The organism is Cupriavidus pauculus (genome assembly GCF_022179805.1).
Lineage (GTDB): Bacteria > Pseudomonadota > Gammaproteobacteria > Burkholderiales > Burkholderiaceae > Cupriavidus > Cupriavidus pauculus_E.
In genome coordinates this window covers 24,473-51,437 of the sequence record NZ_BPUO01000009.1, presented here as the reverse complement: position 1 = coordinate 51,437, position 26,965 = coordinate 24,473, and the positions used below count along the sequence as shown (strand labels likewise).

Genomic DNA, 26,965 nt, shown 5'->3' with positions numbered 1-26,965 from the left:
CTCAATCAATATCAATGGAGACAGCATGAGCACAGCATTGCAATCGTTTCTGCGCCCCCGCTCGATCGCGCTGGTTGGCGCATCGGAGCGGTCGACGTGGTCCAACACCGCCTATGCCAATCTGCGTGCATTCGGCTACAGCGGGCACCTGCACATGGTCAACCGCAGTGGCACGGATACCTATGGCCAGCGGGCTGCCACCACGGTCACCGCACTGGGCGAGCCCGTGGACCTGGCGTTGCTGATGGTGCCCGCGGACGCCGCCGAAGCTACGCTCGACGACCTGCGCGAAGCCGGCATTCGCAACGCCGTGATGCTGGCCTCCGGATTCGCGGAGACTGGCGCGGCAGGCGCCGGCAAACAGGCCAGCATGCTGGCGCGGGCACGCAGCCACGGCATCACGCTGCTGGGGCCGAACTGCGTGGGCTATCTGAACTACGTGGACCGCACGCCGGTCTTCACGATCAAGCCGCCGCTGCCCGCGCTGGCTGGATCGATCGCGGTCATCTCACAAAGCGGCGCGGTGGCCAACCTCGCGGCGCAGTTCGCCCATCGCCAGCATGTGGGCCTGAGCTACATGATCACCACCGGCAACGAGGCCGATCTCGACAGTGGCCGACTGATCGACTTCCTCGTGGACGACCCCGCCACACGCGCGGTGGCGCTGTTCCTGGAAACCGTGCGTGATACGGAGCGCTTTGCCGCCGCTGCCAGACGCGCGCTGGAAGCAGGCAAGCCGGTCGTCGTCCTGAAGATCGGCGCGAGCGAAATCACCGCGAAGTCCGCGCAGGCGCATACGGGATCGCTCGTTGGCGACGATCGCGTGTTCGACGCGGTGTGCCGCAGCCTAGGCGTGGTGCGCGTGAATTCGATCGAGGACATGGTGGTCACCACCGAAGTGATGGCGCGCGTGGGCGTGCTGGCCAAGCCCGGCATTGGGTTAGCGTCGATCTCTGGCGGCATCTGCGAAATCATGGGCGACAGATCCGAGGCCGAAGGCCTTACGCTGCCTCCGCTCGCGCCCGAGACGGCCGAGCGTCTACGCGAGATCCTGCCCGACTTCGGCACCATCCACAATCCGCTCGACGTCACCGGCGCGATGATTCTGAAGCCCGAATTGCTGGGCGCCACCGTGGCCGCCATGTGCTGCGATCCCGGCATTGGCCTGCAGGTGACGGCATTCGACGTGCCGATCTCCGAGCAGGAGGAACGCGCCTACAGCCGGCCCGCGCTCGAGAGCATCCAGCGCGCCGTGGGCGGCTCTCCGGTGCCGGCGCTGGTGTTCAGCCACACGCTGCAATCGATGACGGACCACTCGCGCGCAACGGTGGACGCGCTCGGCATCAACTATCTGCCTTGCGGCGTGCATCACGGACTGTCCGCCATCGCACGCACGGTGCAATGGTCGGCGCGCCAACGCCGGGCCGTGCAGGATCGCGCTGCGGCGGCCGGCGCCGCAACGACATCAACCAATGTGCGGCTGACGCCCGTCACCGGTGAGCGTGTGCTGCTTACCACACTTGGCGACGCCGGCGTGCCCGTAGTTCCGCAGCACCTAGCCACCGACGAAGCGCAGGCTGCCGACGTCGCTGCCGCACTCGGCTGCGCCGTGGCGCTCAAGATCGCCTCGCCCGATATCGCGCACAAGACCGAAGCCGGTGGTGTCGTGCTTAGCGTGCAAGGCGATGACGCGGTGCGCGCCGCATTCCGACGCATCATGACCAGCGTGCGAAGCGCTGCACCGGACGCGCGCATCGACGGCGTGCTGGTGGCCCCGATGCGTACCGGCGGCACGGAACTGTTCGTCGGAATCCACGTGGACCCGCAATGGGGCCCGGTGCTGGCCCTGGGGCTAGGCGGCATCTGGGTGGAAGTGCTCAAGGACACCAGCCTGCGCCGACTGCCCGTGCGCGAAGCCGATGTGCGGGACATGCTCGACGAACTGCGCGGCACGCGTCTACTAGATGGTTTCCGTGGTCAGGCCGCGCTGGATCGTGACGCCATCGCACGCGCGGTCGTCGCCATCTCCGATGCTGCGCTCGCGTTCGGCCCGGCGTTGCGCACGCTGGAGATCAATCCTCTGCTCGCGCGGCCCGACGGCGTGGAAGCGCTCGATGCGCTTGCCGAGTGGCAGGACGCTGGCGAACCTGGCAACCGTACGGAGGCCCGCGATGCGTCCCATTGAGAGCACCGAGAGGATGGACGACATCGACGCGTCACGCGTACCGGTGATCGTTGGCGTCGGTGAATGGTGCGACCGTCCGACGCGCGCCGAGTTGGGACTGGACCCCTTGACGCTGATGGCCCACGCATCCCGCGCTGCGGCTGCCGATGCATTTGGCGATGCCTCGTGGCAGCCGCGCACGGAAGCCGCCGCGCTGCTAGGCGCCGTCGATTCGCTCGACATCGTCTGCGAGGTCTCGTGGCCCTACGCCAATACGCCCGAATTGCTGACCAGGGCGCTGAACATGCATCCGGCGCGCGCCGTGTACGGGCCCATCGGCGGCGAAACCCCGGTGCGGTTCGTGCACGAAGCCGCGCAGCGCATCGCGCGTGGCGCCAGCGAGGTCGCCCTTGTGGTAGGCGCGGAAGCCGAATATACGGTAGGTATGGCGCGCAAGGCCGATGTCACACTGCCGTGGCCGCCGCGCGACGACAATACGCGCCTGCCACGTGGCAAGGATTTCCTGCATGCTCTGGCAGTTCGCCATGGCGTTGCCACGCCCGCCACCGTCTATCCGCTGTTCGAAAACCTGATGCAGGCGCGTGCTGGCCAGCGTCCCGCCGAGGGCAATGCGCAAAGCGCGGCGCTCTGGTCGCGCTACGCGACGGTGGCGGCTTGCAATCCGCATGCGTGGATTCCGCGCGCCTGGAGTGCGGAGGAGATCGGCACGCCATCGCCCGAGAATCGCCTGGTCGCGTGGCCCTACACCAAGCGCATGATCGCCAATCCGATGGTCAATCAGGGCGCGGCGGTACTGATGATGTCATTGGCACGCGCGCGTGCCGCCGGCATCGATCCCGCACGGATGATCCACATACGCGGAGGCGCGGCGGCCAGCGAGCCGCGCGACTACCTGCGTCGCGCCGAACTAGATCGATCGCACGCACAGGAAGCCGTGCTGCGCACCGCAATGACCTTCGCGGACGCCGGCCGCTTCACGTTCGCGGAGCTGTACAGTTGCTTCCCCGTCGTGCCCAAGCTCGCCCTCCGCGTACTCGGCGATGCCGGACTCACGCCGACTGTCACGGGCGGCCTAAGCTTCTTTGGCGCGCCGCTGAACAACTACATGACCCACGCGGTAGCGGCAATGGTGCGTGCGCTGCGCGGAGAGTCTGGGGCCACCGGCCTCGTCTATGGGCAGGGGGAGTACCTGACCAAGCACCACGCCATCGTGCTGGCATCCGAGCCGTCGACGAAGGATCACGCCGCCGCGCTGGCGGATGACTACTCGGTGCAAGCGAGCGCCGATGCGCGCCAAGCAGCGCCGCCGCCGCTGGCCGAACACGTCACCGGTACCGGCATCGTGGAGACGTACACCGTGCTGTATGGCCGTGATGGAACGCCTGACAACGGCGTGGTCGTCGCACGTACCGCAACGGGCGAACGCACCGTCGCACGGGTGCCGCGCGGCGATGGCGCCGCCATCGGCCGGTTGTTGGACACCACGCAACATCCTGTCGGAGCGCGTGGCGTGCTCGCCATGCAGGACGACGGCCTGCTCGACTGGCAATTCGCATGAGCATGCCAAGCGCCATCGGACATCATTGCGACAGCGCTACTGCTGTCGCAATACGCAACACGCCTGCAGCATCGGGCGCAAAGGACAAGTCATGAGCCACAAGCAAGCGGGCGGACCGCTACAAGGCGTAAAGGTCATCGAGTTCGCCGGGTTGGGCCCTGCTCCATTTGCGGGCATGCTGCTGGCCGATCTGGGCGCCGATGTGCTGCTGATCGATCGCCCTGTGCATTCGGCGCAGACCGTGCCGCCGCGCAAGAACCTCAACCATCGTGGCAAACGTTCGGTCGTGCTGAACTTGAAGGACGTGCACGACCTGGCACGCTGCCAGGCCCTGTGCGCACGCGCCGACATCCTGCTCGAGGGCTTTCGTCCCGGCGTCATGGAACGACTTGGCTTGGGCCCTGACGTGCTGCTGGCGCGGCATCCCGCGCTCGTTTACGGGCGCATGACCGGCTGGGGGCAGTCCGGCCCGATGGCGCAGCGCGCCGGGCACGACATCAACTACATTGCGCTTTCAGGTGCGCTGCATGCATTCGGGCACGACGGCGCGGCGCCGCGTCCGCCGCTGAACCTTGTTGGCGACTTTGGCGGCGGTGCCCTGTACCTGGCCTTTGGCGTGCTAGCCGCATTGCTCCATGCACGCGCATCTGGACAGGGACAGGTCGTCGACGCCGCCATGATCGATGGCTCGGCATCGCTGCTGACGATGATGCAAGGCATGGTGGCGGCTGGCATGTGGGATGGCGCGCCCGGCACCAACCTGCTCGATGGCGGCCGTCCATGGTACGACGTCTACGCTACCGCCGATGGCCAATGGCTCTCCGTAGGTGCGCTGGAGCCGCAGTTTTATGCCGAACTGCTACGAGGGACTTGTCTGGATGCGACGGAGACGCTTGCGATGCGTGCTGACCCAAAGCATTGGCCCACACTCCGTTCCCGACTGGCATCGGCGATACGCGCACGCACGCGAGACGAATGGACGGCAATCTTTGCGGAAAGCGATGCGTGCGTGGCCCCTGTCCTGAGCTACGAGGAGGCTGCGCGGGATGCCCACCTGCAGGCGCGGGAGACGTACGGCATCGTCGACGGCGTCCTGCAAGCAATGCCCGCACCCCGATTCTCTGTTACTCCTGGTGCAATCCGTCACCCTCCACCTGTTCCTGGTGAACATGGCGAATCTGCGATGAAGGACTGGTGTTGAGAATCACTATTTCTGCCTTCGGCGTCATTGTGAGACCAGCATGGTATTGCCGCAGTCGTGCCACACCTCTATGGCGTCCGGAGGACGTGGACCAGCCACGTTGGCGGGCACGGATAGCTGGCACCGATCATGTCAACCAAAGGCCCGGCCGCGAGTGGCGGCGCTCTAGCTTCTCTTCGACAGAGAGTTGTTAGCTCCAACAGTACGAACATCCAAAAAAAATGCAGGAAAGTGCATAGACGCCCTCGATCCATATGAGGAGGCCCAAACACGTATGCGCCACAAGTCCAAGTCCGGTCTCTGGGCGGCGCTTGATACTCGACAATATGCTACGAGGCGTGTTGGGTCACTATGCCGTGTGCCACGAAGCCCTCGGAACTCCTCAAGCTGCGATTCGGTATAGACACGGCGATTGCTGTCAGAACGGGCGGCCGGGATAAGCCGCCGCTCGCGCTCCCACCTTTGCATCGTCTTGACCGACACACCCAACAATTCTGCCGCTGCGCCGGTGGGCCGATTAACCATGTATCACTACATTACCCCGAACGTCCTTGAGGATCTGTTTGCGGGCCAGCCGCCGGCAGGTCTCCAGCCCGATGTGATCGACATTACTGAGCCACTGGCGTTGGACGAAGGTATCGAGGTGATTGGGATCTCGTTCGCAGGCCTGCGCTTCGTCGTGTTCTTTGCCGATGTTCTTGTCTATGCGCTGGGTGACCCAGAGTGGGTGGAGGAGACAGCCGACGAATGGGCGAACGGATTCCAGCCTGCTCCGAATGCTCGTCTGGTCAAATTCATGCGTGCCGATGCCGATGCCGATGCCGAGACGATGTTCGATCCGGAGGCTTGGCCACTGCCCCATCCGCGGCTGATCTGGCAGTTTTGCGAGGTGCTTGCTAGGGCACTATCGATCCACGCACGCTTCTTCCCGCAGATCCCCCAGTATTTCTATATGACGCAGTCGAGCCAACTCGATCTACTTTCCAATAGACTTGGAAGGCGATTCGAGGCCGGCGCATATGGTTCCCGGTTCGAATGCGTAACGCGCCCGAGTGCAGACACAGGAGGTTTCTATGGCTTTGAACGCAGGTAAGTCGACAGTCGTCGGTCTGACGACCGCGCGCAAGCCGAGCAAGCGGCTGCGTGCAGAAGTCGTGACCATGCAGAAGCGCGGAGTCCAAGTGCTGCTGTCGCGAGTTGAAAAGTCCGACAGCGTGAAAGCGCGCACGCCCGCGCGCAGCGCCTATACCGGCAAGCTGCGCGTTGCACTATCCGACCTGTACTCAGTCACTGAATAGTACTGCACCGCCAACTGACAAGCCTCCCTCGTGAACTGCACCCCAAAAGTTGGACACCCGTTCAACCTTTGGGGTGTTTTTCATGACGTTCCCCCGAAAACCGGACGATTCTGAACTAGACGTTGGCCGCCTTTTCGGGTTGTGCTGACCTCATTTTGACGAACTCGCTCGGGGTTAGGTGGCCGAGCGAGCCGTGTGGGGATCGAAGACTTTGAGAAGTCCAATGCACGGATGACTGAAATTTGGCCGTGGGCACTGTATGACCCTTCACTCTTAAGCCGCTAATACGGCACTCATAGAACGCAAGACATAGTTCACATCGTAATTGTGACCCGCGACTTTCAGTATCAGCCCACGCGTATTCCGCCGTGGGCTTTTTTTCCGGCCGGACTCGGCTATACTGTATATCCATACAGTATCAGGCGTTCTCCGAGACCATGCTTCCTGAACCAGCAAATTGCCCGCTGTGCGGCACAGCCGCTGAGCGGATTCGGTCCTCCCTATTGCGGGGTTACAAGTACACCTGTCCAAGGTGCGGCGCGTTCGGCATAGAGATCGGGGTTTTGGCCGACTTGGAAGCCGTTGCAGCGGCCCGCCAATCCGTGGCTCGACTGCGCTCATATGGACATCTGCCGCTCATACAGCGAGACAGGCTCGGCATTCGCGTCGGTCCTGGTCGCGCTTAAACATCGAGCCTTCAATAGCATCTATTGCGGGGTGAGGAATCGCATCATGGGAAACAGCCGCCTGGCCGCGAAGTGCCATCTGCCCGAAGGAGTATCGGGACAACCAGCGGCCACTGGAGCAAACGGGATACTCGGGCGCATCCAGGCTCAGTACGTTGCTGAAGCGACGAATCGACTTCCCCCTGCCGGCGCGGCGACAGATGAGCATTTGGAAATCGAGCTAGATGCCGGCCCAGCTGGCCGTGTGCGCTTCTTCGCTAAGAGAAAGCAGGCCAGACACCACCGGCACTCCCACTACTTCTGGTCGGTGTACCGCGCAGAGCCGGTTAGCAGCGACGATTCGCTCTGATGCTAGCCTGAGCGGCCGAGAGCATGTGTCGTCGGCGCAACATGCCCGCATCGCAGTTTGAGTATCCTTTGTCGCAGCATCTCTCAGAACTGAAGGCCGTGCGGAACTGGACCAAGCTCTTCGCCCAAATGCTTTTCGCCATCACGCTGATTGTCCTGGCGGCGATTGCTTCGCGCGCCGTCTACATTCGCTTGGCACCCCCACCGTCGACTGAAGTCAGAGACGACGGCGACTTCAATCGCGACGTTGCCGACTGTGGTGCCCAACGCAGGCCGGCGGATTATCAGACACGGAAATCGCAACTGGAAGACAACGCAATCCGCATGGCTAGTTGCCTGGATTCCTGATACCGACTCCGAGATTCGCCCCAAAAAGGTGGAGCGAGGCGGTCAACAACTTGACGCCCATCAAACTCACACAAAGTCTGCACTACGGACGGCCCCGCCGGCATCAAGTCGCGCAGTTGCACGACGTTAGTAAGGACTCTCGCTGAGCACACCCCGCTACAGCGCTTTTTATAGGCGAGCAGCAACACCCGCGCTGCTCGCCTCTTTCCACACACAGCCTTGTGTGATTCCCGTTTCCAGAAACGAAAAAACCGGCTTGCGCCGGCTTTTTCCCCGCGCACCAGGTGGTCAAGCCACACCGATATCGCGGGTTAGTTGTTGGCAAAAATCGTAACTCGTATCGTCTATCGCTGCAACCAATGATTGCGACGCACGCTACGCTTCAGTTGTGTTGCATGACGTCATGCAGTGGCCCAATCCTATCGCTTATTCAGTTGGGTCTTTTCGACTTCGCTCAATTGGTAACGATGCAAATACACCCGGCGGGGGTGCGGCCGAAAATTGCACGAACCGAATCTAGGTTACATGCTCGCCAGGCGTGTTTTTTGCGGTGCAGCGTTGATGGGGATCTGTAGGGCGGTGGTGCTGGCCTGAAGTGGCAGAGTTGGCATCAGATCCAGTGCCCAGAAAACTCGGCAACGGTCAGACCCGGCGCCCATCGCCCGAGTCCGTCGATCAGAGACAGCCGCGGTCCTGGCGTGGGCGGACGGCAGAGACCGGCCAGCCTCGGCCATTGCACTTTGGTCGGCGAACGTCCGTTGTGTCGTTATCAAGCGACGCTGACTCTCTACTCCTTGCACTCAAGGAATTGTCATTGTCCCTATAGGATCGTCCACGCTGCATGTAGTCATTGCGCATTTTCGTAGCCTCATCCGCATCTCTGGCCTCGAATACTTTTAACGAGCGGGGCTTTTTCCATTCCGGAGGATCCAGGTTCACAGATTTTCCCGCTTCGCACAACTCAACGGAATAGGAATTTCCTTCTTCGTTAAAGAACTCCCAAAGCTCGAACTTGTTCACCACGCTTTCTCCTCATGATACAAAAGCCTGCATCGCTTGATAGCGACATCCACATGCTCGCTTCTGTTGCCACCAACTGAACAATCAGTTTGGCTGCAATATGTCAGATTGTAGCCAGAGATGGCGGGGCCACCGAATCGGCGATTGCCCCTTGGCACCATGTGCGAGACAAGATGAGTTGAGAGTAGAGGTCGCCCGAGAGCGCTCACTCGACGACATTAGCGCAGCAGCCACCCGCGCGCGCGTGCGACGCGGCCCGCGGAATAGGCAGGCGCTGGGCTTTACTCGGCTGAGTTGGCAATAGGCACTCGATATTCTTGATAGGATATGTAGCGAAGTCGGCAAGATGGGCCGACAATTCTGCCGTACACCAACGAGTTAGGCCGCTTCGGATGCAACTACACATCGCGCTACTAAGGACGGACGACGATACCCTCATGGAGGTGCGCGTCTCATTGGAGGGCAATGGACACAAATGGTGGGGCGAAGCCTGGTGCTATCCAGAGACAATCTCGCAGTTCGGTCAAGCGCTAGTAGACTTCCCGAACTCCGTCGCTCATGAAGTTATTCTCGAGCTGGGTTCTGCTGACCCAAGCTACGCCGAACACCTGCTCGTTCGCGCATTTGTCTACGATGGCGTAGGCCATTGTGCAGTTGAATTCAAAGCGGAATCGCGGGGCAATTCCATCACTTCGGCGTCGGCAAAGTTTACGGTTCCAACAGAGGCCGCGTCACTTAACGAAATGGGCAGGAAGTTGGTGGCTTGGTCCTTGTCGCCAAATGAACCTTTCGCGTTCGAAGGAACAGGCCAATGAACAGGCACGGCGGATTACACGCCGGTGGGGGCGGTACTTGTTGCGGCGTGGCGAGTATTTATGACTTTGGTGCCAAGCGGCCGGTAACCTACTGTTTTCTGACGGCTGAGTGGAAATTTTGTCCGTCGCAGAAGGGTCGGACAGCGTCCATCGGCAGCGACGGAGTCGAGCCCTGAGTAGCAAAGAAAGAGTGGCCGACGGGCAGATCTCGATGCTGCTCGAACTCTCGGTGCCATCCTCTCAGTGCATTCTTGGTCGGATAGCATCTCCCAGCCGCGAGGGGATGAAAACCGCTGCCTCGGCTGCCGAGGCTTGTCATTGTGCATGCAATCCTTGAGGTCTGCAGTCAGAGCCCGCACTGAGACCATGGCGTACAGCACGATCAGCATTGCCGAGCTAGCGCATTTCTCTGGCATCGATCCATTCCCTGCGCTGACTCGCGCGCAGCGAGCCACGGCAATCGATCTGCCGGCGCCGCCCCCGCATCCCGGCGAGAAGGCAGCCCGTCGCGTGGCCTGTGCGTGGTCGGCGTCAGGTGAGGCTTTGGGGGAGAAGTCCCCGGCCCAAACCATCAACCGCCTCGTCGACGATGCCGGTGCGCTGGCGCCACGCTGCGACTTGCCTACGCGCGATAGGGGACAGCCAGCCTGCAGGAAGGAACATGTTCCTTCCAAAAACCACGAACGGCACGCCTGGTGACATGCCTTTCGTGGTCAAACGTGGTGATTTCCTGTCCTATCAACCGCCGAACAATGGTAGACCGCTGTCCAAAGCCTTCCGGTAAGCCGGCTCCCTAATTTCGGATCCACGGATTTGTACCCTGTCGATGCGCTTCAGCCTGCACGGTCTTGCGGAAGCGATCTTCGTCATCAAAATTCCGAAGCACTACGACGGCGGCCTCTAGAGGCCTGAGTCGATCTGCGAAAGCAGCCGCTTGGGAAGATGCCTCCGCACGGCTTGAATCGTTGCCGCGGCATCGTTAAACAACGTTGTGTTTAGTTCGAGCCTTACACCATTCTCGCCATAAAAAAAGTACGAACTCTTATGGAACGACGCGCGTTGTATTTGATCCCAGTCGAGATGCACATGCTCACGAAACTTTCCATTGTGCAGGACGAATGACTGACGCACCCCATCCTCACCCAGCACAATGGAGCAGAGCGAATAGAGTCGTCCGAGCAGCCACACAAAGCAAAGGATGATCATGCCGCTAGTGATTGCCGCGAGTAGCACGTTGCCATTTGGCACTCTCGCTTGCCCAAGCACGATCCAGATCATCAGCGCGATCGCAAACAGGCATAGACCGTACATGAACAACCTGAGCCAAGCACGCACATACACGGGAGAGGACTTATCGTTACCAGAAGTCGTGTTCATTGCGCCATGCATTCACAAATATCGCCAACCGGGGCGTTACCTACCACTCCGCCACCGAGATTACGTAGCAGACCGCTCAAACCCGTATTGAGTCTGACATCCATAGCATTGTTGCTTGAGTCAATCATATCCCTTGAAGCAGCAGTGCCGCCAGAAGGCCAAGGTGAGCCACGAGCAACGGCACCACCCACGGCACCCCCTGCCACGCCTGTTGCTGCATTGACGGCGATACCCGAGAGTGTGATGCTCTCCCCCTTGACGTAAGAACCGACTGCATACTGTCCGACATTGGACACACCGCCCCATGCCGCCGCTCCCATTGCGCCACCCGGTATGTACGGGCCAACGGCTCCTGCGACAAACCCACCACCAATCGCAACTGCAAGGTCTGTGAAGTTGAATGGCTTGCACTTGCTGACCGCCAATTGACCCAGAATATTTCCTATGGCGCCCACACCCGCCCCAATTATGCCAGTGACAACTGGAAGGGGAATATGACCATCCGGATCTGCATAGCTTAGTGGATTACCTCCCACGTACGCGTAGTTGTTCGTCTGCCCGCTGCCCCATCCGATAGAGTCGGCTGAGATAAATCTCCCCAACTGCGGGCTGTAGTACCGCGCCCGATAGAAGTACAGCCCTGTTTGATCGTTCTCCCTCCCGGTGTATTGCTGGCTGTTGTCATTCGTCCCCGTCTGCGTAGTCACACCGTAAGCGTCATAGGTGTAGTTGGTGACGATAGCCTGCGTGGAGTCTGCGGACATCAGGATGCTTCCCATCGCGTCCGGAAGCATGCTGTGGTTGCCTGCACTGCTCTGACGCATATAGACCTCATCGATTCGCGGCCCATTGATCAGATTTGCGGCAGCTCCACCACCATCTTTCTCCTGCACGAAGTTCACACCGTCGTACAGGTACCCGGTGGATTTACTACCGATTGTCTTGGCCGTGCGGCGGCCCACCGCGTCGTACTGGAAGCTCGCCGTAAGGGCGCCGCTGATGCCCCGCAGCTGGTTGCGTTCGTCCCAGGTATACGTGTTGGTACCGTCGCTGATCAGGTTTCCATTTGCATCGTAAGTCAGCGTCTGCGAATTCCATTTGACCAACTGATTGTTGGCGTTGAATTGCGTGTTGCTGACAGGCGTGCCTGGATCGACCCGGGACAAGCTACCGCCCATGATGGTGCGCTGACCGTTGGCGTCGTACGCGTAGGTCAGATCTCCAATCAACGAACCATCGGCCTTCTTGTAGGTAATGCTTGCCAGCTGGCTCGCCAAGTCATAGGCATAGCTCGCAACAATTCCGTTGGCATAGGTCGTCTGGGTCCGCCGGTCGGCCGCATCGTAGCTAAAGGCGATGGTCTGGATCGCGCTGCCATTCGTACTGCCCGCCGCCTGCTGGATCTGTACCAGACGGTTCGCCGCATCCCACGTGTAACTCAATGTCGGCTGGCCAGCCACGGTCATGGTCTTGCGTCGTCCACCCACATCGTAGGTGTAGCTCACGCTGCCCTGCGGGGTGGATTCGCTGATCAGGCGGTCAAGCACGTCATAGTCTCGTGCAATGGTGCCGCCTGCGGAGTCCACAAACTGCGTTAATCGGTTCGCCGCGTCCCATGTCAATCCAATAGTGCTGGCTGGCGTGCCGCGGCTGGCGGTTGCGCCAAAGCCGATGAGCGTCGGCCGACCCAGTGGGTCGTAGGTCAGATTGGTAGCCTGTCCCTTGTTGTCGACAGATTGGCTGACCCGCCCACCCGGCTCGTAGGCCAGCGTGGTCACGTGCGACAGTGCATCGGTCGTACGTGTAAGGCGATCTCGTGAATCGTAGGAAAAACTGGTGATGTTGTTGCTCTGATCGACCTGAGTGAGCACATTGCCGTTACTGTCATAGCTGACCTGAGCCACGCCCCCTTTAGGGTCGGTCAGACTGGTAACTCGATTCAGAGCGTCATAAGCCAGGTAGCGGCGGCGACCCAAAGGATCGACACTACTGATCGGGCGTCCGACTGCATCGGTGTACTGGCTCATCACGTTACCCAGCGGATCTATTGCCGTCTGCAAGTCTGCGCCGTTGTAGCCAAAGGTCGTCGTCGCGTTGAGCGGATCAGCAATGCTGATTCGTCTGCCCTGTTCGTCATACGTCAACGTCACGCTGTGATTGAGCGCGTCAGTGCTCCTGATCAGGTTTCCTTGCTTGTCGTAGCTGAAGGTGATCGTGTTGTTGTTGGGATCCGTGATCGACGCCGGCCGGCTGTAGTTCAGGTCCCACACTGTCTTGGTAGTCGCTGCGCTACTGGATCCTGCGGCAACGGTCACCTGCGTCGTGTTGCCGAGGCTGTCGTACTGATAGGTAGTGGTCCTGCCCAGTGCGTCCTTCAGACTGTCCAGCAGGTTGGTCGTGGGATTCCACGTGTATGTCAGGGTCTGGGCAACGGAGGTGCCATACCCCGCCGTCATACTGGTGATAGCCTGCTTTTCGTTAAAGACATAGCGCGTGACGGTGCCTCGCTCGTTGGTGGCATCGGTCTGTACCACAGAATCGAACGACCCCGCCGGGATCGTCTGGCTGGCTGAAAGCAGCGTGTAGGCGAACGAGAACGTTCTGCCGTCCGGATACGTCTGCGTCGCGACACGGCCATTGGCGTCATAGGTGTTGGTGACGACGATGTTGCCGTTCTTGTCCTGTACCGTCAGGAGGTTGTGGCTCGTAGTAATACCGCCGATGGAGTGCGCTGCCGGCACGGTCTGCGTAGCCCACGTGTACTGCCGCGTCTTGCCAAGCGGATCAGTCACCTTGATCAGACGGCCTTGCGTGTCGTAAGCATAGCTCGTGATGCGTTGCAGGTCGTCCTTGATCTGCGTGACGCGATTGGACGTGTCGTAGGTCAGGTAGACGTTGCGTCCGTTGGGCGAGATGATCTGTGTGAGGTTGCCATTGGTACGCACCAGTTGCGTGACGTTGCCGAGCCGGTCCTTGATGCCGAGCACCGCCGCCGTGCGCGCGTTGCCTCCGCCATCGCCCACGCCGGGGAAGTAGTAGGTGCTGCCGTTCTTGAGCACCATGCTCCAACTGGCACCCGGATAGCTGACGTTGTCCCATTTGACGATGGCACCGTAGTAGATGCTGCCCGGTGCCGCAATGCTCTGGAACACGGCGTTGGTGTAGCCCGTACCACCCGAGACGCGGGTGAAGTAGACACGCCCGCCATCGGGCAAGATCAGGTAGGTGTACGGCTTGATCTGGTCTCGCGCGGAGTCGTAGCCGCCCACGAGGAAGATGTCATAGGACAGGTTCGTGCCGATCCCGAATGCACGCGAGAGCAAATCCGCCTGCCGATATGATCTGCCGATGGTGATGGGCACTACATCGGGGATCACCAGATCGGTTTCGGGATTGAGGAACAAGCCGGTGGAGGTGTCCACGGGATCGGCCGTCTTCGCATCGCATCCGCAGTTCACAGGAGGCCCCGCGTTGGGCGCCTGCGTTTCCGGCGTGAATGTGGTGATCATCGCGCCGGTGAATTCGTAGATGCGCACGTCCGGGTCCGGCACCACCTGCTTGCCATCGGCGGTGACCGTTCCGTGGCCGTACTCGAACCAGCCGCGGTTGGTGGCGTCGTAGTCCCAGAACGTCATGCGCGTCCCCGGCGCGGCGTTGGGATAGTTCGGATAGATGAGTTGAGCACCCTTGGCGTTGGCGTTGATGCCTTCCAGGCGGGAGCCGCCTGGCTGGATGCTGAAGTAAACCGGAACTTCGATGTGCGGCAGCGGGAACGGCGGCTGATTCACCGGAATTGCCGTCATGCTGATTTCGGTGACGATCTTGCCCTGGGCGTCGCGGATGACCATCCCTGCGGGGATACGCAACTCCATTCCGGGAATCTGCGGATTCCTCACCACGGTCTCGGTCGCTGTCGGCGAATCCAGCTTGACGGTGCGCGGGTTCAGGCGGGACATCCAGATCACGAACGGCAGCTGCGTGGTGCGGCCTTCCTCGATCTTTACGCCATATTCGTAACGTCCGTAGTGGCGATTGCCTTGGCTGGCGGTGTCGCCGTCGATCACCAGGATCTGGCGGCCCGCTGGCACGCCGGCCAGCAGGAACTCGCCGTTCTCGTCGGTCACCACTCGCTGCGAGCCGATCGACAACGTGGCGCCCACCAGGGGTCGGCCATTGAGGCGTAGAACCTGTCCTGCCACGCCGGTCACGCCGTCCGGAGGTGGCGTCACGTCAGGGATCTTGCGCTGCGCCACGTCGGCTGGCGTCAGTTTCATCAACTCCGGATAGCCATACAGCACGTTGCGCAGGTGCTTGTTTTTAGGCTCGAACTGCCGCGAGACTTCGCGATTGCCACGACGCCACTTGCCTCCAAAGTTGCCCGGACCCGGCACCCAGACATCGCTGTCTTCGGCGGCTTCAGCAGCCGCTTGATTGGCAGCGGCGAACGCGGCACTGACGACGGCCGGGATCTTGGGCGTGGCAACGGTGCCCGCAGCCGTAGTGGTGACTGCAGCAGACGTTGCGCCCGACTGTGTTGCACCAACTGTCGTGGCGACCACAGCGCGCGCCATCCCCGGCGCTGTGGATGGCGCTGCAGCCTGCGTACCCAATGTCACCGTCTTGAACCCCACCGCAGTCAGCGGCAGCACCTGGCCGAACTGGTCCGTCGCGCCTTGCACGAACAGCGTGTACGCGGTACCCGGCAGCAGTTCCTGCTTCGGCGTGACGAAAAGCAACATACCGCTTTCGACCGGCACGGGCTGGATCGCCACGGCGCCGCTGGGTCCGATCAGCGTGACAGTGCTGGCATTCAGGCTCGCCACGGCCATCCGCTGGCTGAAGCGAACCATCAGCCGTTGTGCGACCGGCACATCCCTGGCCTGGTCCGTCGGTTCGCTGCCCACCAGTTTGGGCACCGTGCCTGGGTTGAGCGATTGCGCCAGCGAGCGCGCGGCATCGATCGCCACCGGACGGAAGCGCTGGGCAGCTGCATCGAACACACTGCCCCCAACCGACGTCTGGCCGGTGCCATCGACGCCGCCCCAGAGCAGCACATTGGCGTCGGGCAGGAGCGTCGCGATATGTCGCATGCGCGCATCGTCCAGCGCGGCGTTGACGCGTTCCACCTGTCGCGTGGCAGGGTCGTAGAGTTCAACCGTACGCAACGCTCCGCCCGAACCGCCTGTGCCGCCAACAAACAAGACACGTCCATCGGTCAGCACCGTGGCGCTGTGGCCGCTGCGGCTCAAGAGGCCCGAACTGGGCAGCGAACCGAAGCTACCGGTCGAGAAGAGTTCGGCATCGGCGAGTGTGTTGCCCTTGCCATCGGTGCCACCGAAGACCAGCACGGTGCCGTCCGGCAGCAGCGTGGCACTGTGGTGCATCCGCGCTGTGCGCAGCGTGGCAGCCAATACCGTGGACTTTCCGGTGCCGTCGATCACCCGCGCGAGCACTCCCGCCGTGTTGGCCGTGGCACCGCCCAGTACCAGCCATTGGCCGTTGGGAAGTTGCGTGGCGCTCTGCCCGGCGAGGATCGCCGGCCGCGCTGCCAACAACCCCTGCAGCGCTTCGCTTGCGGACGCCGCGGACGGACCTGCGGTCTGTGCGGTGGAGAGCCTCGCATGAAACAGGCCAGCCGCCAGCAGAACAGCCGGCACCATGTGGCGCAGCGTGCGGCGCCAGCGCTGCGCCGTGTTGCGACCAGAAACGTTCGGGTTCGACATCTCTTCTCTTCCCTTCATCCGGATGGTGTTCGTCATCTTCGTCGTCGGTATCTGGCTGCTATCTATGGACGGATGCTGAATCGCTTCAGGCCCAGTGATCCCGTCACAGCCGTGGCATAGCTGCTTGGCGTGACGACGATGGTGTAGGTGCCGGCGCTTGGCAGGCCGACGTTGCCCGTGCCGTTGCTGCTCAACGCAGGCACGCTGCAACTGCCGTCCTTGCTGTATGCGCCACAGGTCACCAGTGTCGTGACGTTGTCTGGCGCGATGACCGAAACCGTCGCGGTGCTACCGGCTGGCGTGATCGCCATGCCGGAGAGGCTTAGGTTGAGGAAATCGCCTGTGGTACCTGTGAAGGTGTAACGGCCCGATGCCCCCGCCGGCTGGTTGATCACGAGCGGTTCGCCGTCCACCGCCACGGACCCACTCGCCGCTGCCAGCAGCTGCAGTCCGATCTGGCCCGTACTGACATCGAACGGATCGATCACTATCGTGTAGGTACCGCTTTGCTGCAGGCTGTTCAGTAGCGCCAAGCCGCTCGGCGATGACGTGCTGCTGAAAGACTGGCTGACCAGCGCGGTCCCGTCTGGCGCATACACATACAAGTAGCTATACGAGCCCGGGAAGGTGGCACCCGTCCACGCCAGCGACACGCTCTGCCCTGCCATGGCGCTGAAGGTGTAGCGCGCATTCTGGCCAGCACGATTGATGGCAATCGTGGTCACCGGCGTGTCAACCGTCAGCGTGCCCCGGATATCGGCGGACAGCCACAGGTTGCCGCTCAGTGCCGTACTCTGACTGCTCGGAGTCACCACCACTGTATAAGTCCCGGTACTGGGCAGCGACGGGAGGTCGCAGCTATCGCCGGGTGCGCGGACCGCGCTGCATGTGACCAGTGTCGTGACATTGTCAGGTGCCACGACCGACACCAACGCATAGCCACCGCTCGGCGTGGACACCAGCGCGTCCATCCCAAGCCCTAATCGCTGCCCCGCCACGCCGTCGAAGGTATATCTACCCGTGGCGCCAGCCATCTGGTTGACCGCCAGCGGCTCGCCATCCACTGTCAACGTACCCGTTGCGGGCGCCAGGAGTTGCAGCGCCACCCGACCGGTGGTGACCAGCACAGGATCGATGACAACCGTGTAGGTGCCGCTTTGCTGCAGGTTGCCCAGTTGCAGGGTACCGCTCGGTGAATTGGTGCTGACGTTTGTGTTGCTTGCCACGACGGCTCCACTCGGCGCATAGACGTAGAGGTTGCCGTAGGAACCTGGGAACGTGGCGCCGCTCCACACCAGGCTGAGGCTCTGCCCGGCCGTGGCGGTAAAGGTATAGCGTCCGTTCTGGCCCGTCCGCGTAGTCGAGAAGGTCGTTGCGGGCGCATTGGCCATCAGCGTGTCTCGAATGTCGGCGGATAGGGTGAGGTTGCCGCTCACTGCCGTGCGCGAGGTAGGCGGTGTCACCACCACCGTGTAGGTGCCAGTGCTAGGCAGCGAAGGCAGGTTGCAACTGCCGCCCGGGGCTGCGACGGTATCGCATGTGGCCAGCGTGGTGACATCATCCGGTGCCATCACCACAACCGATGCGTAGCCGCCGACAGGTGTCAACACCGCGGCATCGAAGCCCAACCCCAATCGTTGGCCGGCTACACCTGCGAAGGTATAGCGGCCTGTGGCACCTGCCACTTGACTGATCGGCAGCGCATCGCCATCCACCGTCAGCGCACCGCCGACGGGTGCCAGCAGTTGCAAGCCAATCTGACCCACTGCTAGCTGGTACGGATCGACCACGACGGTGTAGGTGCCGCTCTGCTGCAGGTTGGTCAGTTGCATCGAGCCGTTCTGCAGATAGGTACTGCTCGTGTTCGTGCTGGTCAGCGTCGAGCCGTTCGGCGCATACACATAGACGGAGGTATAGCTACCCACGAAGGTCGTGCCACTCCAGACCAGTGTCAGATCTTGTCCCGCCGTGGCGGTGAAGGTATAGCGTCCGTTCTGGCCTGGCCGGTTCGGTGCAAAGATCGTCGCCGCCGCGTTGGCCGTGAGCGTATCGCGAACATCGGCGGACAGCGTCAGCTTGCCGGTCAGTGCGGTGCTCGATGCCGATGGCGTGACCACCACCGTGTAAGTACCGGTGCTCGGCAGCGACGGCAGATTGCAGCTATTGCCAGGTGCATACACCGTGCCGCAATTCACCAGCGTGCTGACGTCGTCGGGTGACACGATCGTCACCGTTGCAGCGCCGCCAACAGGGGTCGTGACCAGGCTATCCAGGGCCAGACCCAGCCGCTGGCCTGCTGTGCCAGCGAAGGTGTAGCGGCCCGATGCGCCGGCTACCTGATTAACAGCCAGCGGCTCGCCATCCACCGCCAGCGTGCCGCCGGACGGCGCCAGGAGTTGCAGCCCAACCTGGCCGATGCTGGAGCCGTACGGATCAACAACAACCGTGTAGGTTCCGGTTTGCTGCAGGCTAGCCAACTGCACCGATCCGCTCGGCGTCGTCGTGCTGCTGAAATACTGGCTGGTCAGGCTGTTGCCGTTCGGCCCGTACACATACACATACGTATAGGAACCGGCGAACGTGGCGTTGCTCCAGGCCAGGGTAAGGTTCTGGCCTGCCGTGGCGGTAAAGGTATAGCGTCCGTTCTGGCCCACTCGGGTCGTTGCAAAGATCGTCGCCGGTGCGTTGGCCGTCAGCGTGTCACGGATGTCGCTCGAAAGCGTCAGGTTGCCGCTCAGCGCGGTGCCAATGGTCCCAGGCGTCACCACCACCGTGTAGGTGCCGGTGCTCGGCAGCGACGGCAAGCTGCAACTGCCACCAGGCGCGGAGAAGCCGCCGCAACTGACGAGCGTGGTGGCATTGTCGGTGGCGATGACCGTAATTGACGCACTGCCACCCGTCGGCGTCGTCGTGAGCGTGTCGAGTCCCAGGCCCAATCGCTGCCCGGCCACACCGTCAAAGGTGTAACGGCCCACCGCGCCAGCCATCTGGCTGATGGCCAGCGGTGCACCATCGACAGCCATCGTACCGGCGGCGGAACCCAGCAGTTGCAATCCGACCTTGCCGGTAGTGGCGACATAGGGATCGACAACCACTGTGTAGGTGCCGCTTTGCTGCAGGTTGTTCAACTGCAGTACGCCACTCGGCGTACCGCTGCTGACATAGCTATTGCTCGCGACGGAAGAACCATCCGGTCCATAGACATACAGATTGCCGTAAGACCCGGCGAACGTGGCGCCGGTCCATGTGAGGCGCATCGAACTTCCGGCGGTGGCGCTGAAGGTATAGCGTCCGTTCTGTCCGACCCGAGTGGTGGAGAAGGTTGTCGTCGGTGCATTGGCGGCAAGCGTGCCCACGATATCCGTTGACAGCGTCAGCGTGCCTGCCAGTGCCGTGGTCGCGTTAGACGGCGTGACGACCACGGTATAGGTGCCCGTACTCGGCAGTGCGGGCACATTGCAGCTGTTACCACCCGCGGAGAACTGGCCGCAATCGGTCAGCGTGGTCACGTCGTCTGGCGACACAATCGAGACCGTCGCGTAACCGCTACCGGTAATGGTGGGCACCAGGCCAAGGCCCAGGCGCTGGCCTGCCGTTCCCTGGAACGTGTAGCGACCCGTGGCACCCGTCATCTGGTTGATCGTTAGCGGCTCGCCATCCACGGTCAGCGTGCCACTGGCGGGCGTCAGCAGTTGCAGACCCACGCGCCCCGTGCTGGTCGGGTACGGATCGACCACCACCGTGTAGGTACCGCTTTGCTGCAGATTGGTCAGATGTACCACGCCATTCGGCATGTAGGTACTGCTGAACGATTGGCTCGTCACGGTATTGCCGTTGGGGCCAAAGACATACAGGGTGGAGTAGGCATTCGGGAACGTCGCCCCACTCCACGCCAGGCTGAGGTCCTGGCCTGCGGTGGCTGCAAAGGTGTAGCGCCCGTTCTGCCCGACGCGCGTCGTTGCAAACGTGATCGCCGGCGCATTGGCGGTCAGGGTGTCGCGGACATCGGCCGAGACCATCAGGTTGCCACTGACCGCGGTGCCCGAACCCGAAGGCTTCACGACCACCGTGTACGTCCCGCTGCTGGGCAACGACGGCAGGTTACAGCCTGTCCCCGGGGCGCCGATGCTTCCGCAAGAGGTAAGGGTCGTGACGTTGTCCGGAGCCACCACGCTGACCGTGGCATAGCCTCCGCTTGGCACGGTTGCGAACGTGTCCAGGCCCAGGCCGAGGATCTGCCGCGCGGTGCCTTCGAAGATATAGCGACCCGTCACGCCAGCGGCCAGGTTGATCGCCAGCGGTGCACCGTCCACCACCATCACGCCGTCGTTGCCGGCATCGGGCGGATTGAACACGCCGTTCCTGGGCACCGAGAGCGTGATACTGCCCGTGGCGAGCTGATAGGGATCCACGAACACCGTATAGGTGCCGGTTTGCTGGAGATCGTTCAGCGCACTGCTGGTCGTCGTGTTGCTGGCCGGAACGGAGCGGGTCAGCAACACATTACCGGTGGGCCCGTAGACGGTCAGGGTGCTCTGGCTGATGGACGGCGAGATCACGTTGATAGCGATGTTCTCTCCGGCTGTCGCGGTGAACGTAAATCGTCCGTTCTGGCCCGGTCGGCCGATCTGGAACGTGGGCGCCGTCGTGCCCAACTCGGCACTGACATCGCTCGACAGAATCAGGTTTCCGCTTGCCGCGCGAAGCGAGTTCGACGGCGTCACCACCACCGTGTAAGTACCGGTGCTCGGCAATGCCGGCAGGTTGCAACTGTTGCCCGGTGCACTCACCGTTTCGCAAGTCACCAGCGTTGTGACGCTGTCCGGCGAGACCACCGAAACCGTCGCATACCCGCCGCTCGGCGTGTTCGCAAAGGACTCCAGCGCAAGGCCCAGCCTCTGTCCGGCCACACCCGCGAACGTGTAGCGGCCCGAGGCGCCCGCCATCTGGCTGATGGCCAGTGGCGCGCCATCCACGGCCAACGTGCCGGTGGCCGGTGCCAGCAACTGCAGGCTCACCTGGCCGGTACCGAGCTGGTACGGCCTCATGAACACCGTGTAGGTACCGCTCTGCTGCAGGTTGGGCAAATCCAGTGCGCCGTTCGGCGTGTTGATGGTGACAGTCGTCACACTCGCCACGGTGCTGCCATTGGGCCCGTAGACATACAGGTAGCCCGTGTTACCCGGGAAGGTGGCACCGCTCCATGCCAGGCTCAAGCTCTGTCCTGCCGTGGCGGTGAACGTGTAGCGCGCGGTCTGGCCAGCGCGGCTGGCCACGAACGTCGTTGCTGGATCGTTGGCGGTCAACGTACCCCGGATATCGGCGGAGAGCGACAGGTTGCCGCTCAGCGCAGTGCTTGTGCTATCCGGCGTCACCACCACCGTGTAGGTCCCCGTGCTCGGCATTAGCGGCAGGATGCAGCTGTTACCCGGCATAGCGAAACTACCGCAATTGAGCAGCACCGAGAGATTGTCGGGCGAGATCACCGAGACCGTCGCGTTTCGACCGCTCGGCGTCGTGACCAGCGAATCCAATGCCAGACCCAAGCGCTGGCCCGCCACACCCGCAAAGGTATAGCGGCCCGGGACGCCAGCCGTCTGACTGATCGACAGCGGCTCGCCATCCACCGCAAGCGCACCACTGATCGGCATCAGCAATTGCAGTCCAACTTGACCAGTGCTTGCCGCGTACGGATCGACCACGACGGTGTATGTCCCGCTTTGCTGCAGGTTGGTCAACTGCACCGTACCGCTCGGATAGCTCGCGGCATTGATGGTCTGGCTTGCGAGGGATTCGCCGTTCGGCGCGTACACGTAGATGTAGGAGTAGCTGCCCACGAAGGTCGTCCCGCTCCACGCCAGGGTCACGTTTTGGCCAGCCGTAGCGCTGAAGGTGTAGCGGCCGTTTTGGCCCGCGCGGTTCGTCGCGAACGTTGTCACCGGATCATTGGCGGTGAGCGTGCCACGGACATCGCTCGACAGGATCAATCTTCCACTCAGTGCAACACTTGCGTTCGGCGGCGAGACCAAAACTGTGTAGGTATCGGTACTCGGCAGCGTTGGCAGATTGCAGCTGTTTCCGGCGATGACGTTGGTACAGGTGGCCAATACGGTGCTGTTGTCAGGCGACAGAACCGTAACGGTGGCAACAGCACCGCTTGGCGTAGTGGCCAGTGAATCCAGTCCCAGACCAAGCCGCTGGCCCGCAACACCAGCGAATGTGTAGCGGCCCGAGCCTCCCGCAACCTGATTGATCGTCAGGGGGTCGCCATCTACCGTCAACGTACCGCTGGCCGGCGCCAGCAATTGCAACCCTACGCGGCCTGTATTGGCCATATACGGGTCCATGACTACGGTATAGGTGCCGCTTTGCTGCAGGTTGTTCAATTGCAGCGTGCCATTTGGCGTGCCAAGGCTGACGTATGAGTTGCTCGCCAGTGAGGTACCGTTCGGCGCGTAGATATTGAGATTGCCGTAGGAACCGGCAAACGTTGCGCCACTCCAGATCAGGCTGATATTGTCCCCCGCGGTGGCGGAGAAGGTATAGCGTCCGTTCTGCCCCGCCCGCGTCGATGCAAACGTGGTAGCCGGGGCATTGGCGGTAAGGGTTTCCTTGATATCGCTGGACAGCGTCAGGTTGCCGTTCAACGCGGTGCGCGAACTTGCCGGCGTGACCACTACCGTGTAGTTGTCGGTACTAGGCAATGCCGGCAGATTGCAGCTATTGCCTGCGGCATTTACGTTGTCGCAACTGACCAGCGTGGTCACGTTGTCCGACGACATGACGGTGACCGTGGCAGAGCCGCCGGCCGGCGTTGTCACCACGGCATCCAGCCCGAGGCCCAAACGTTGGCCCGCAATGCCCGCGAAGACATACCGGCCAGACGCACCGGTCGCATGGCTGATCGCCAGCGGTTCGCCATCGACCGTCAACGTCCCGCTTGACGGCGCCATCAACCGCAGCGCCACCTGGCCGGTGGTCACCTGGTACGGATCGACAAAGACCGTGTACGTCCCGCTCTGCTGCAGGTTGCTCAGTTGCAGCATGCCCGTTGGCGTATTGCCGCTGACATTGGTGGCGCTTGCCACGCTGGTGCCGTTCGGCGCGTACACATACAGGTAACCCGAGTTGCCCGGGAACGTAGCGCCGTTCCAGCCCAGGCTCAGACTCTGCCCCGCCGTGGCCGTGAAGGTATAGCGTCCGTTCTGACCGGTGCGCGCCGTCGCGAACATGGTCTCCGGTTCGTTGGCCGTGAGCGTCCCCTGAATATCGGCGGACACCGTCAGCTTGCCGCTCAACACAGTGCTTGTGCTATCCGGCGTCACCACTACCGTATAGGCCCCTGTGCTGGGCAGCGAAGGCGGATTGCAGCTGCTACCTGGCGCGTAAACGTTGCCGCATGAGATCAGTGTCGTAACGTTGTCGGGCGACACCACCGCAAGCGTGGCGTATCGCCCGCTAGGCGTCGTGACCATCGAGTCCAGGCCCAGGCCCAGTCGCTGACCCGCCACGCCTTCAAACGTGTAGCGCCCAGACGCGCCAGCCATCTGGCTGATCGGCAGCGGCTCGCCGCCGACCGCCAATGTCCCGGTGGCAGGGGCCAGCAACTGCAACCCGACCTGTCCGACCGTGGCGGCATAAGGGTCGATGAAAACGGTGTACGTGCCGCTCTGCTGCAGGTTGTTCAATTGCAGCGTGCCGCTTGGCGAGGACGCGCCGAGATACTGGCTCGTGACATTGCTGCCATTCGGCCCGATCACGTAGATCGTGGAGTTTGAGCCCGGCAGGGTCGCGCCGCTCCAAACCACAGCCAAGTACTGCCCGGCGGTCGCGCTGAATGTGTAGCGTCCGTCCTGGCCGGCACGTGTAGTCGAGAACGTCGTCACCGGGTCGTTGACCGCAAGCGTACCGCGGACGTCGGTAGACAGCGTCAGCTTGCCGCTTACGGCAACGCTCGCATTCTGCGGCGTGATCACCACCGTGTAGGTGCCAGTGCTCGGCAGCAACGGGAGATTGCAGTTCGCACCCACCGACGTCACCGTGCCGCAACCCACCAGCGTGGTGGCGTCATCGGGCGATACCACCGACACCGATACGTAAGAACCTGACGGCATGACCAGGTTGCTCAGGCCCAGGCCCAATCGCTGGCCCGCCACGCCTTCAAATTTGTAGCGTCCCGCCGCGCCGGCCACCTGGCTGATCGACAGCGGGTCGCCATCGACCACCAACGTGCCGCCAGCCGGCGACAGCAACTGCAATCCAACCTGGCCTACAGTGCCCAGATACGGAGAGACCACCACTGTGTACGTTCCGCTCTGTTGCAGCTTGCTCAACGACAACACACCGGTGGGCGAATTGGCACTGACAGACGTCGTGTTTGCAATGCTGACGCCATTTGGCGCGTACACGTCGAGGTAACCGGAGGTTCCCGGGAACGTGGCACCGCTCCATGCCAACCTCAGATTCTGCCCGGCCGTGGCGTCAAACGTGTAGCGTCCGTTCTGGCCAACGCGTGTGGTGGTGAAGGTGGTCACCGGCGCATCGGCGGTCAGGACCCCAGTCTGGTCTGACGTCAGCAGCAGCGAGGCGTTTGCGGTGTGCGCACTGTCGATGCGTGCCAGCACCCGATAGGTGCCCGTCTTCGGGATGGACGGCAACGAGCACTTGCTCGAAGCGGCGGCCGTACAGGAAACCAGTACGGACCCCGACGGCGAGTAGACATTTACGGAGAGGAGTGGACTTCCGGTTGTCGGCACCGGCTGCAAGCTAGCTATACCCAAGCCAAGCCGCTGGCCCGCCACCGCATCGAACAGCAACAGCGCCCCACTTCCCGCCGTGCTCAGATTCGCGTTGACCGCCGCACCATCTGGCACGATCCGCTGCGTCGCCACAATCGTGCTCGGCACGACACCGGCCGGGACCACATAGAACTCATTGGCGCTGACTGCGGTGCCTTCCGTCGTGGTGACAGACACCTTGCCCGATCCGCCTTGCGGCACGGTGGCCACGATCTGGCTCGGAGCCGTGACACCTGTGACCGAACCCTGGGTCGGGCCAAAGGTGACGGTGTTCCCCGCCGCAGTAGATTGGAAGCCGGATCCCGTGATGGTGATGGGCGTGCCTGCCAGACCCAATGCGGGCGTGAAGTCGCTGATCGAAGGACCCGCCGTGGCTGCGCCCACGACAAAACTGGCGGCGGAGACGGCCGTGCCGTTCGCATTGGAGACCGAGATGGTGCCGGTGGTGGCACCGCTCGGGACGGTGACCTGCAGGGCCGTGGCACTCGCCGCGTTGACAACGGCGGACACCCCGTTGAACTTGACCGCGTTGGCGGCGGCGGTGGTGCTGAAACCGGTGCCGTAGACGGTCACCTTCGTGCCGATGGACCCACCGGCAGGCGCGAAGCTCGCGACAGTGAGCGTATTGGCCGCGTCGGCCCTGACTGCCGTGATGTTGCCCACGGCATCGTATGCGTACTGGGTGCTGGTCCCATCGGGGGCCACCACCTGGATGAGTCGGCCCAGGTCGTCGTAGACGAATCCATGATTGGCCGCCTGCCCGGGGCCGCCCACGAACAACGCGCTGCAAATGGCAATAGAACCCAGTATGCGGATGATCGCATTGGGTACAAAAGAGAATCCGACGCGCGCGGCTCCGCCTTCGCGGCGCGCGAAAAGATTGACGGACCGTTTCATGTTGGTCCACTCCCTGACAATTGCAGTCGTTGTTTTGACTTAATGAAAGGAATGCGCGCCTATTCGTATAGACGACCGCAACCCCTCATTAAGTTCTTGAACGGCAATATCCCGACCCGAATAACAAGTGGATCGCCAAATTGATATTGTTTTATGTCTGAGTCTTAATACTTTTGATGATTTTTCATGCGCATGGGCGCCGCTTTTGCCCGCCACGGACGGCCGGGAAGCGGCAGCGCGCTGGCGCGTGACTCCCGCCAGGCTGCTTCATGATGCGCGTCTGAACCGACGCATGCGAGTCGCCTGAACCGCGACCCAACCCCTCTATTTCCCTGTATTGGTGCATTTTTATGCGTCCCGACTGGTGCTTTCATTCTTGGTGCGTGGTGGGCGGCACTTGACCACTCCACCTCGCCTCCTCGTCATCAGGCACTGCTTGCACTACTTTTCGAATGCACCCGGACGACCCTTGTCCAGGCCCGCGCATTCTCCACAAAAAATAACAAAAATGATCTTTGACTTAATTAGATCAGAATTTATCGTTATTTAAATCACAATATCCAAAAGGATCTCAGACCGAATTCCACGCACCCATGTATCTAAAAAAACAACACATTGATCGGCAGTTACCCCTTTCGAGTGACAAACATCTTTCCATCCAAAAGGCACAGTAATATCCTCCGATCCACTCGCATGGGATAAGCCATTCAT

At 61.9% G+C, this 26,965-nt stretch carries 11 protein-coding genes; 7 read left to right on the top strand and 4 right to left on the bottom strand.

The window, feature by feature from the left end; all coding sequences use genetic code 11:
• Window positions 1-25 precede the first annotated feature (25 nt).
• The 3 genes from MFF62_RS19570 to MFF62_RS19560 all read left to right on the top strand — a co-directional run bounded on the left by MFF62_RS19570 (window position 26) and on the right by MFF62_RS19560 (window position 4,944).
• Window positions 26-2,185, top strand: coding sequence for an acetate--CoA ligase family protein (locus MFF62_RS19570; protein ID WP_238264796.1), 2,160 nt, complete (start codon window positions 26-28; stop codon window positions 2,183-2,185).
• Window positions 2,172-3,743, top strand: a complete 1,572-nt coding sequence (locus MFF62_RS19565; protein ID WP_238264795.1) for an acetyl-CoA acetyltransferase — start codon at window positions 2,172-2,174, stop codon at window positions 3,741-3,743. The genes MFF62_RS19570 and MFF62_RS19565 overlap by 14 nt, the downstream gene beginning before the upstream one ends.
• 91 nt (window positions 3,744-3,834) lie before the next feature.
• Window positions 3,835-4,944 carry a CaiB/BaiF CoA transferase family protein gene (locus MFF62_RS19560; protein WP_283205362.1) on the top strand — a complete coding sequence of 370 codons (1,110 nt, stop codon included), beginning with the start codon at window positions 3,835-3,837 and terminating at the stop codon, window positions 4,942-4,944.
• Between the two features lie 165 nt (window positions 4,945-5,109).
• On the opposite strand, the gene MFF62_RS30920 is transcribed toward MFF62_RS19560, so the two are convergent.
• Window positions 5,110-5,469 (bottom strand): MerR family DNA-binding transcriptional regulator, encoded by a 360-nt coding sequence (locus MFF62_RS30920; RefSeq protein WP_404990789.1) that lies wholly within the window; start codon window positions 5,467-5,469, stop codon window positions 5,110-5,112.
• Here MFF62_RS30920 and MFF62_RS19555 point away from each other — a divergent pair.
• From MFF62_RS19555 to MFF62_RS19540, 4 genes are all read left to right on the top strand, one after another.
• On the top strand, window positions 5,468-6,037 hold the full coding sequence (locus MFF62_RS19555) for a hypothetical protein (RefSeq protein ID WP_238264793.1): 570 nt from the start codon (window positions 5,468-5,470) through the stop codon (window positions 6,035-6,037). The genes MFF62_RS30920 and MFF62_RS19555 overlap by 2 nt on opposite strands.
• Entirely contained in the window at window positions 6,018-6,242 is a 225-nt protein-coding gene (locus MFF62_RS19550; RefSeq protein WP_238264792.1) for a hypothetical protein, read from the top strand. Before MFF62_RS19555 ends, MFF62_RS19550 begins: the two co-directional genes overlap by 20 nt.
• 1,076 nt (window positions 6,243-7,318) lie before the next feature.
• Entirely contained in the window at window positions 7,319-7,624 is a 306-nt protein-coding gene (locus tag MFF62_RS19545; RefSeq protein ID WP_238264791.1) for a hypothetical protein, read from the top strand.
• 1,457 nt (window positions 7,625-9,081) lie between these two features.
• The gene (locus MFF62_RS19540) at window positions 9,082-9,459 is read left to right on the top strand and encodes a hypothetical protein (RefSeq protein WP_238264790.1); all 378 of its coding nucleotides are present in this window, start codon (window positions 9,082-9,084) and stop codon (window positions 9,457-9,459) included.
• Window positions 9,460-10,359: 900 nt separating this feature from the next.
• Here the strand turns inward: MFF62_RS19540 and MFF62_RS19535 are convergent.
• Genes MFF62_RS19535 through MFF62_RS19525 form a run of 3 tightly spaced genes read right to left on the bottom strand, consistent with a single transcriptional unit; the run spans window position 10,360 to window position 26,254 of the window.
• Window positions 10,360-10,836, bottom strand: coding sequence for a hypothetical protein (locus MFF62_RS19535; protein ID WP_238264789.1), 477 nt, complete (start codon window positions 10,834-10,836; stop codon window positions 10,360-10,362).
• Window positions 10,833-16,595 carry an RHS repeat-associated core domain-containing protein gene (locus tag MFF62_RS19530; RefSeq protein ID WP_238264788.1) on the bottom strand — a complete coding sequence of 1,921 codons (5,763 nt, stop codon included), beginning with the start codon at window positions 16,593-16,595 and terminating at the stop codon, window positions 10,833-10,835. The genes MFF62_RS19535 and MFF62_RS19530 overlap by 4 nt, the downstream gene beginning before the upstream one ends.
• A 26-nt stretch (window positions 16,596-16,621) precedes the next feature.
• Window positions 16,622-26,254, bottom strand: a complete 9,633-nt coding sequence (locus tag MFF62_RS19525; protein ID WP_238264787.1) for a beta strand repeat-containing protein — start codon at window positions 26,252-26,254, stop codon at window positions 16,622-16,624.
• Between the last annotated feature and the right edge of the window lie 711 nt (window positions 26,255-26,965).

What these genes read in the sequence shown, in the direction of transcription:
- MFF62_RS19550 (WP_238264792.1), top strand. Translation starts at nt 6,018, where the DNA reads ATGGCTTTGAACGCAGGTAAGTCGACAGTCGTCGGTCTGACGACCGCG.
- MFF62_RS19560 (WP_283205362.1), top strand. Translation starts at nt 3,835, where the DNA reads ATGAGCCACAAGCAAGCGGGCGGACCGCTACAAGGCGTAAAGGTCATC.
- MFF62_RS19545 (WP_238264791.1), top strand. Translation starts at nt 7,319, where the DNA reads ATGCCCGCATCGCAGTTTGAGTATCCTTTGTCGCAGCATCTCTCAGAA.
- MFF62_RS19555 (WP_238264793.1), top strand. Translation starts at nt 5,468, where the DNA reads ATGTATCACTACATTACCCCGAACGTCCTTGAGGATCTGTTTGCGGGC.
- MFF62_RS19565 (WP_238264795.1), top strand. Translation starts at nt 2,172, where the DNA reads ATGCGTCCCATTGAGAGCACCGAGAGGATGGACGACATCGACGCGTCA.
- MFF62_RS19525 (WP_238264787.1), bottom strand. Translation starts at nt 26,254, where the DNA reads ATGAAACGGTCCGTCAATCTTTTCGCGCGCCGCGAAGGCGGAGCCGCG.
- MFF62_RS19540 (WP_238264790.1), top strand. Translation starts at nt 9,082, where the DNA reads ATGGAGGTGCGCGTCTCATTGGAGGGCAATGGACACAAATGGTGGGGC.
- MFF62_RS19570 (WP_238264796.1), top strand. Translation starts at nt 26, where the DNA reads ATGAGCACAGCATTGCAATCGTTTCTGCGCCCCCGCTCGATCGCGCTG.
- MFF62_RS30920 (WP_404990789.1), bottom strand. Translation starts at nt 5,469, where the DNA reads ATGGTTAATCGGCCCACCGGCGCAGCGGCAGAATTGTTGGGTGTGTCG.
- MFF62_RS19535 (WP_238264789.1), bottom strand. Translation starts at nt 10,836, where the DNA reads ATGAACACGACTTCTGGTAACGATAAGTCCTCTCCCGTGTATGTGCGT.
- MFF62_RS19530 (WP_238264788.1), bottom strand. Translation starts at nt 16,595, where the DNA reads ATGACGAACACCATCCGGATGAAGGGAAGAGAAGAGATGTCGAACCCG.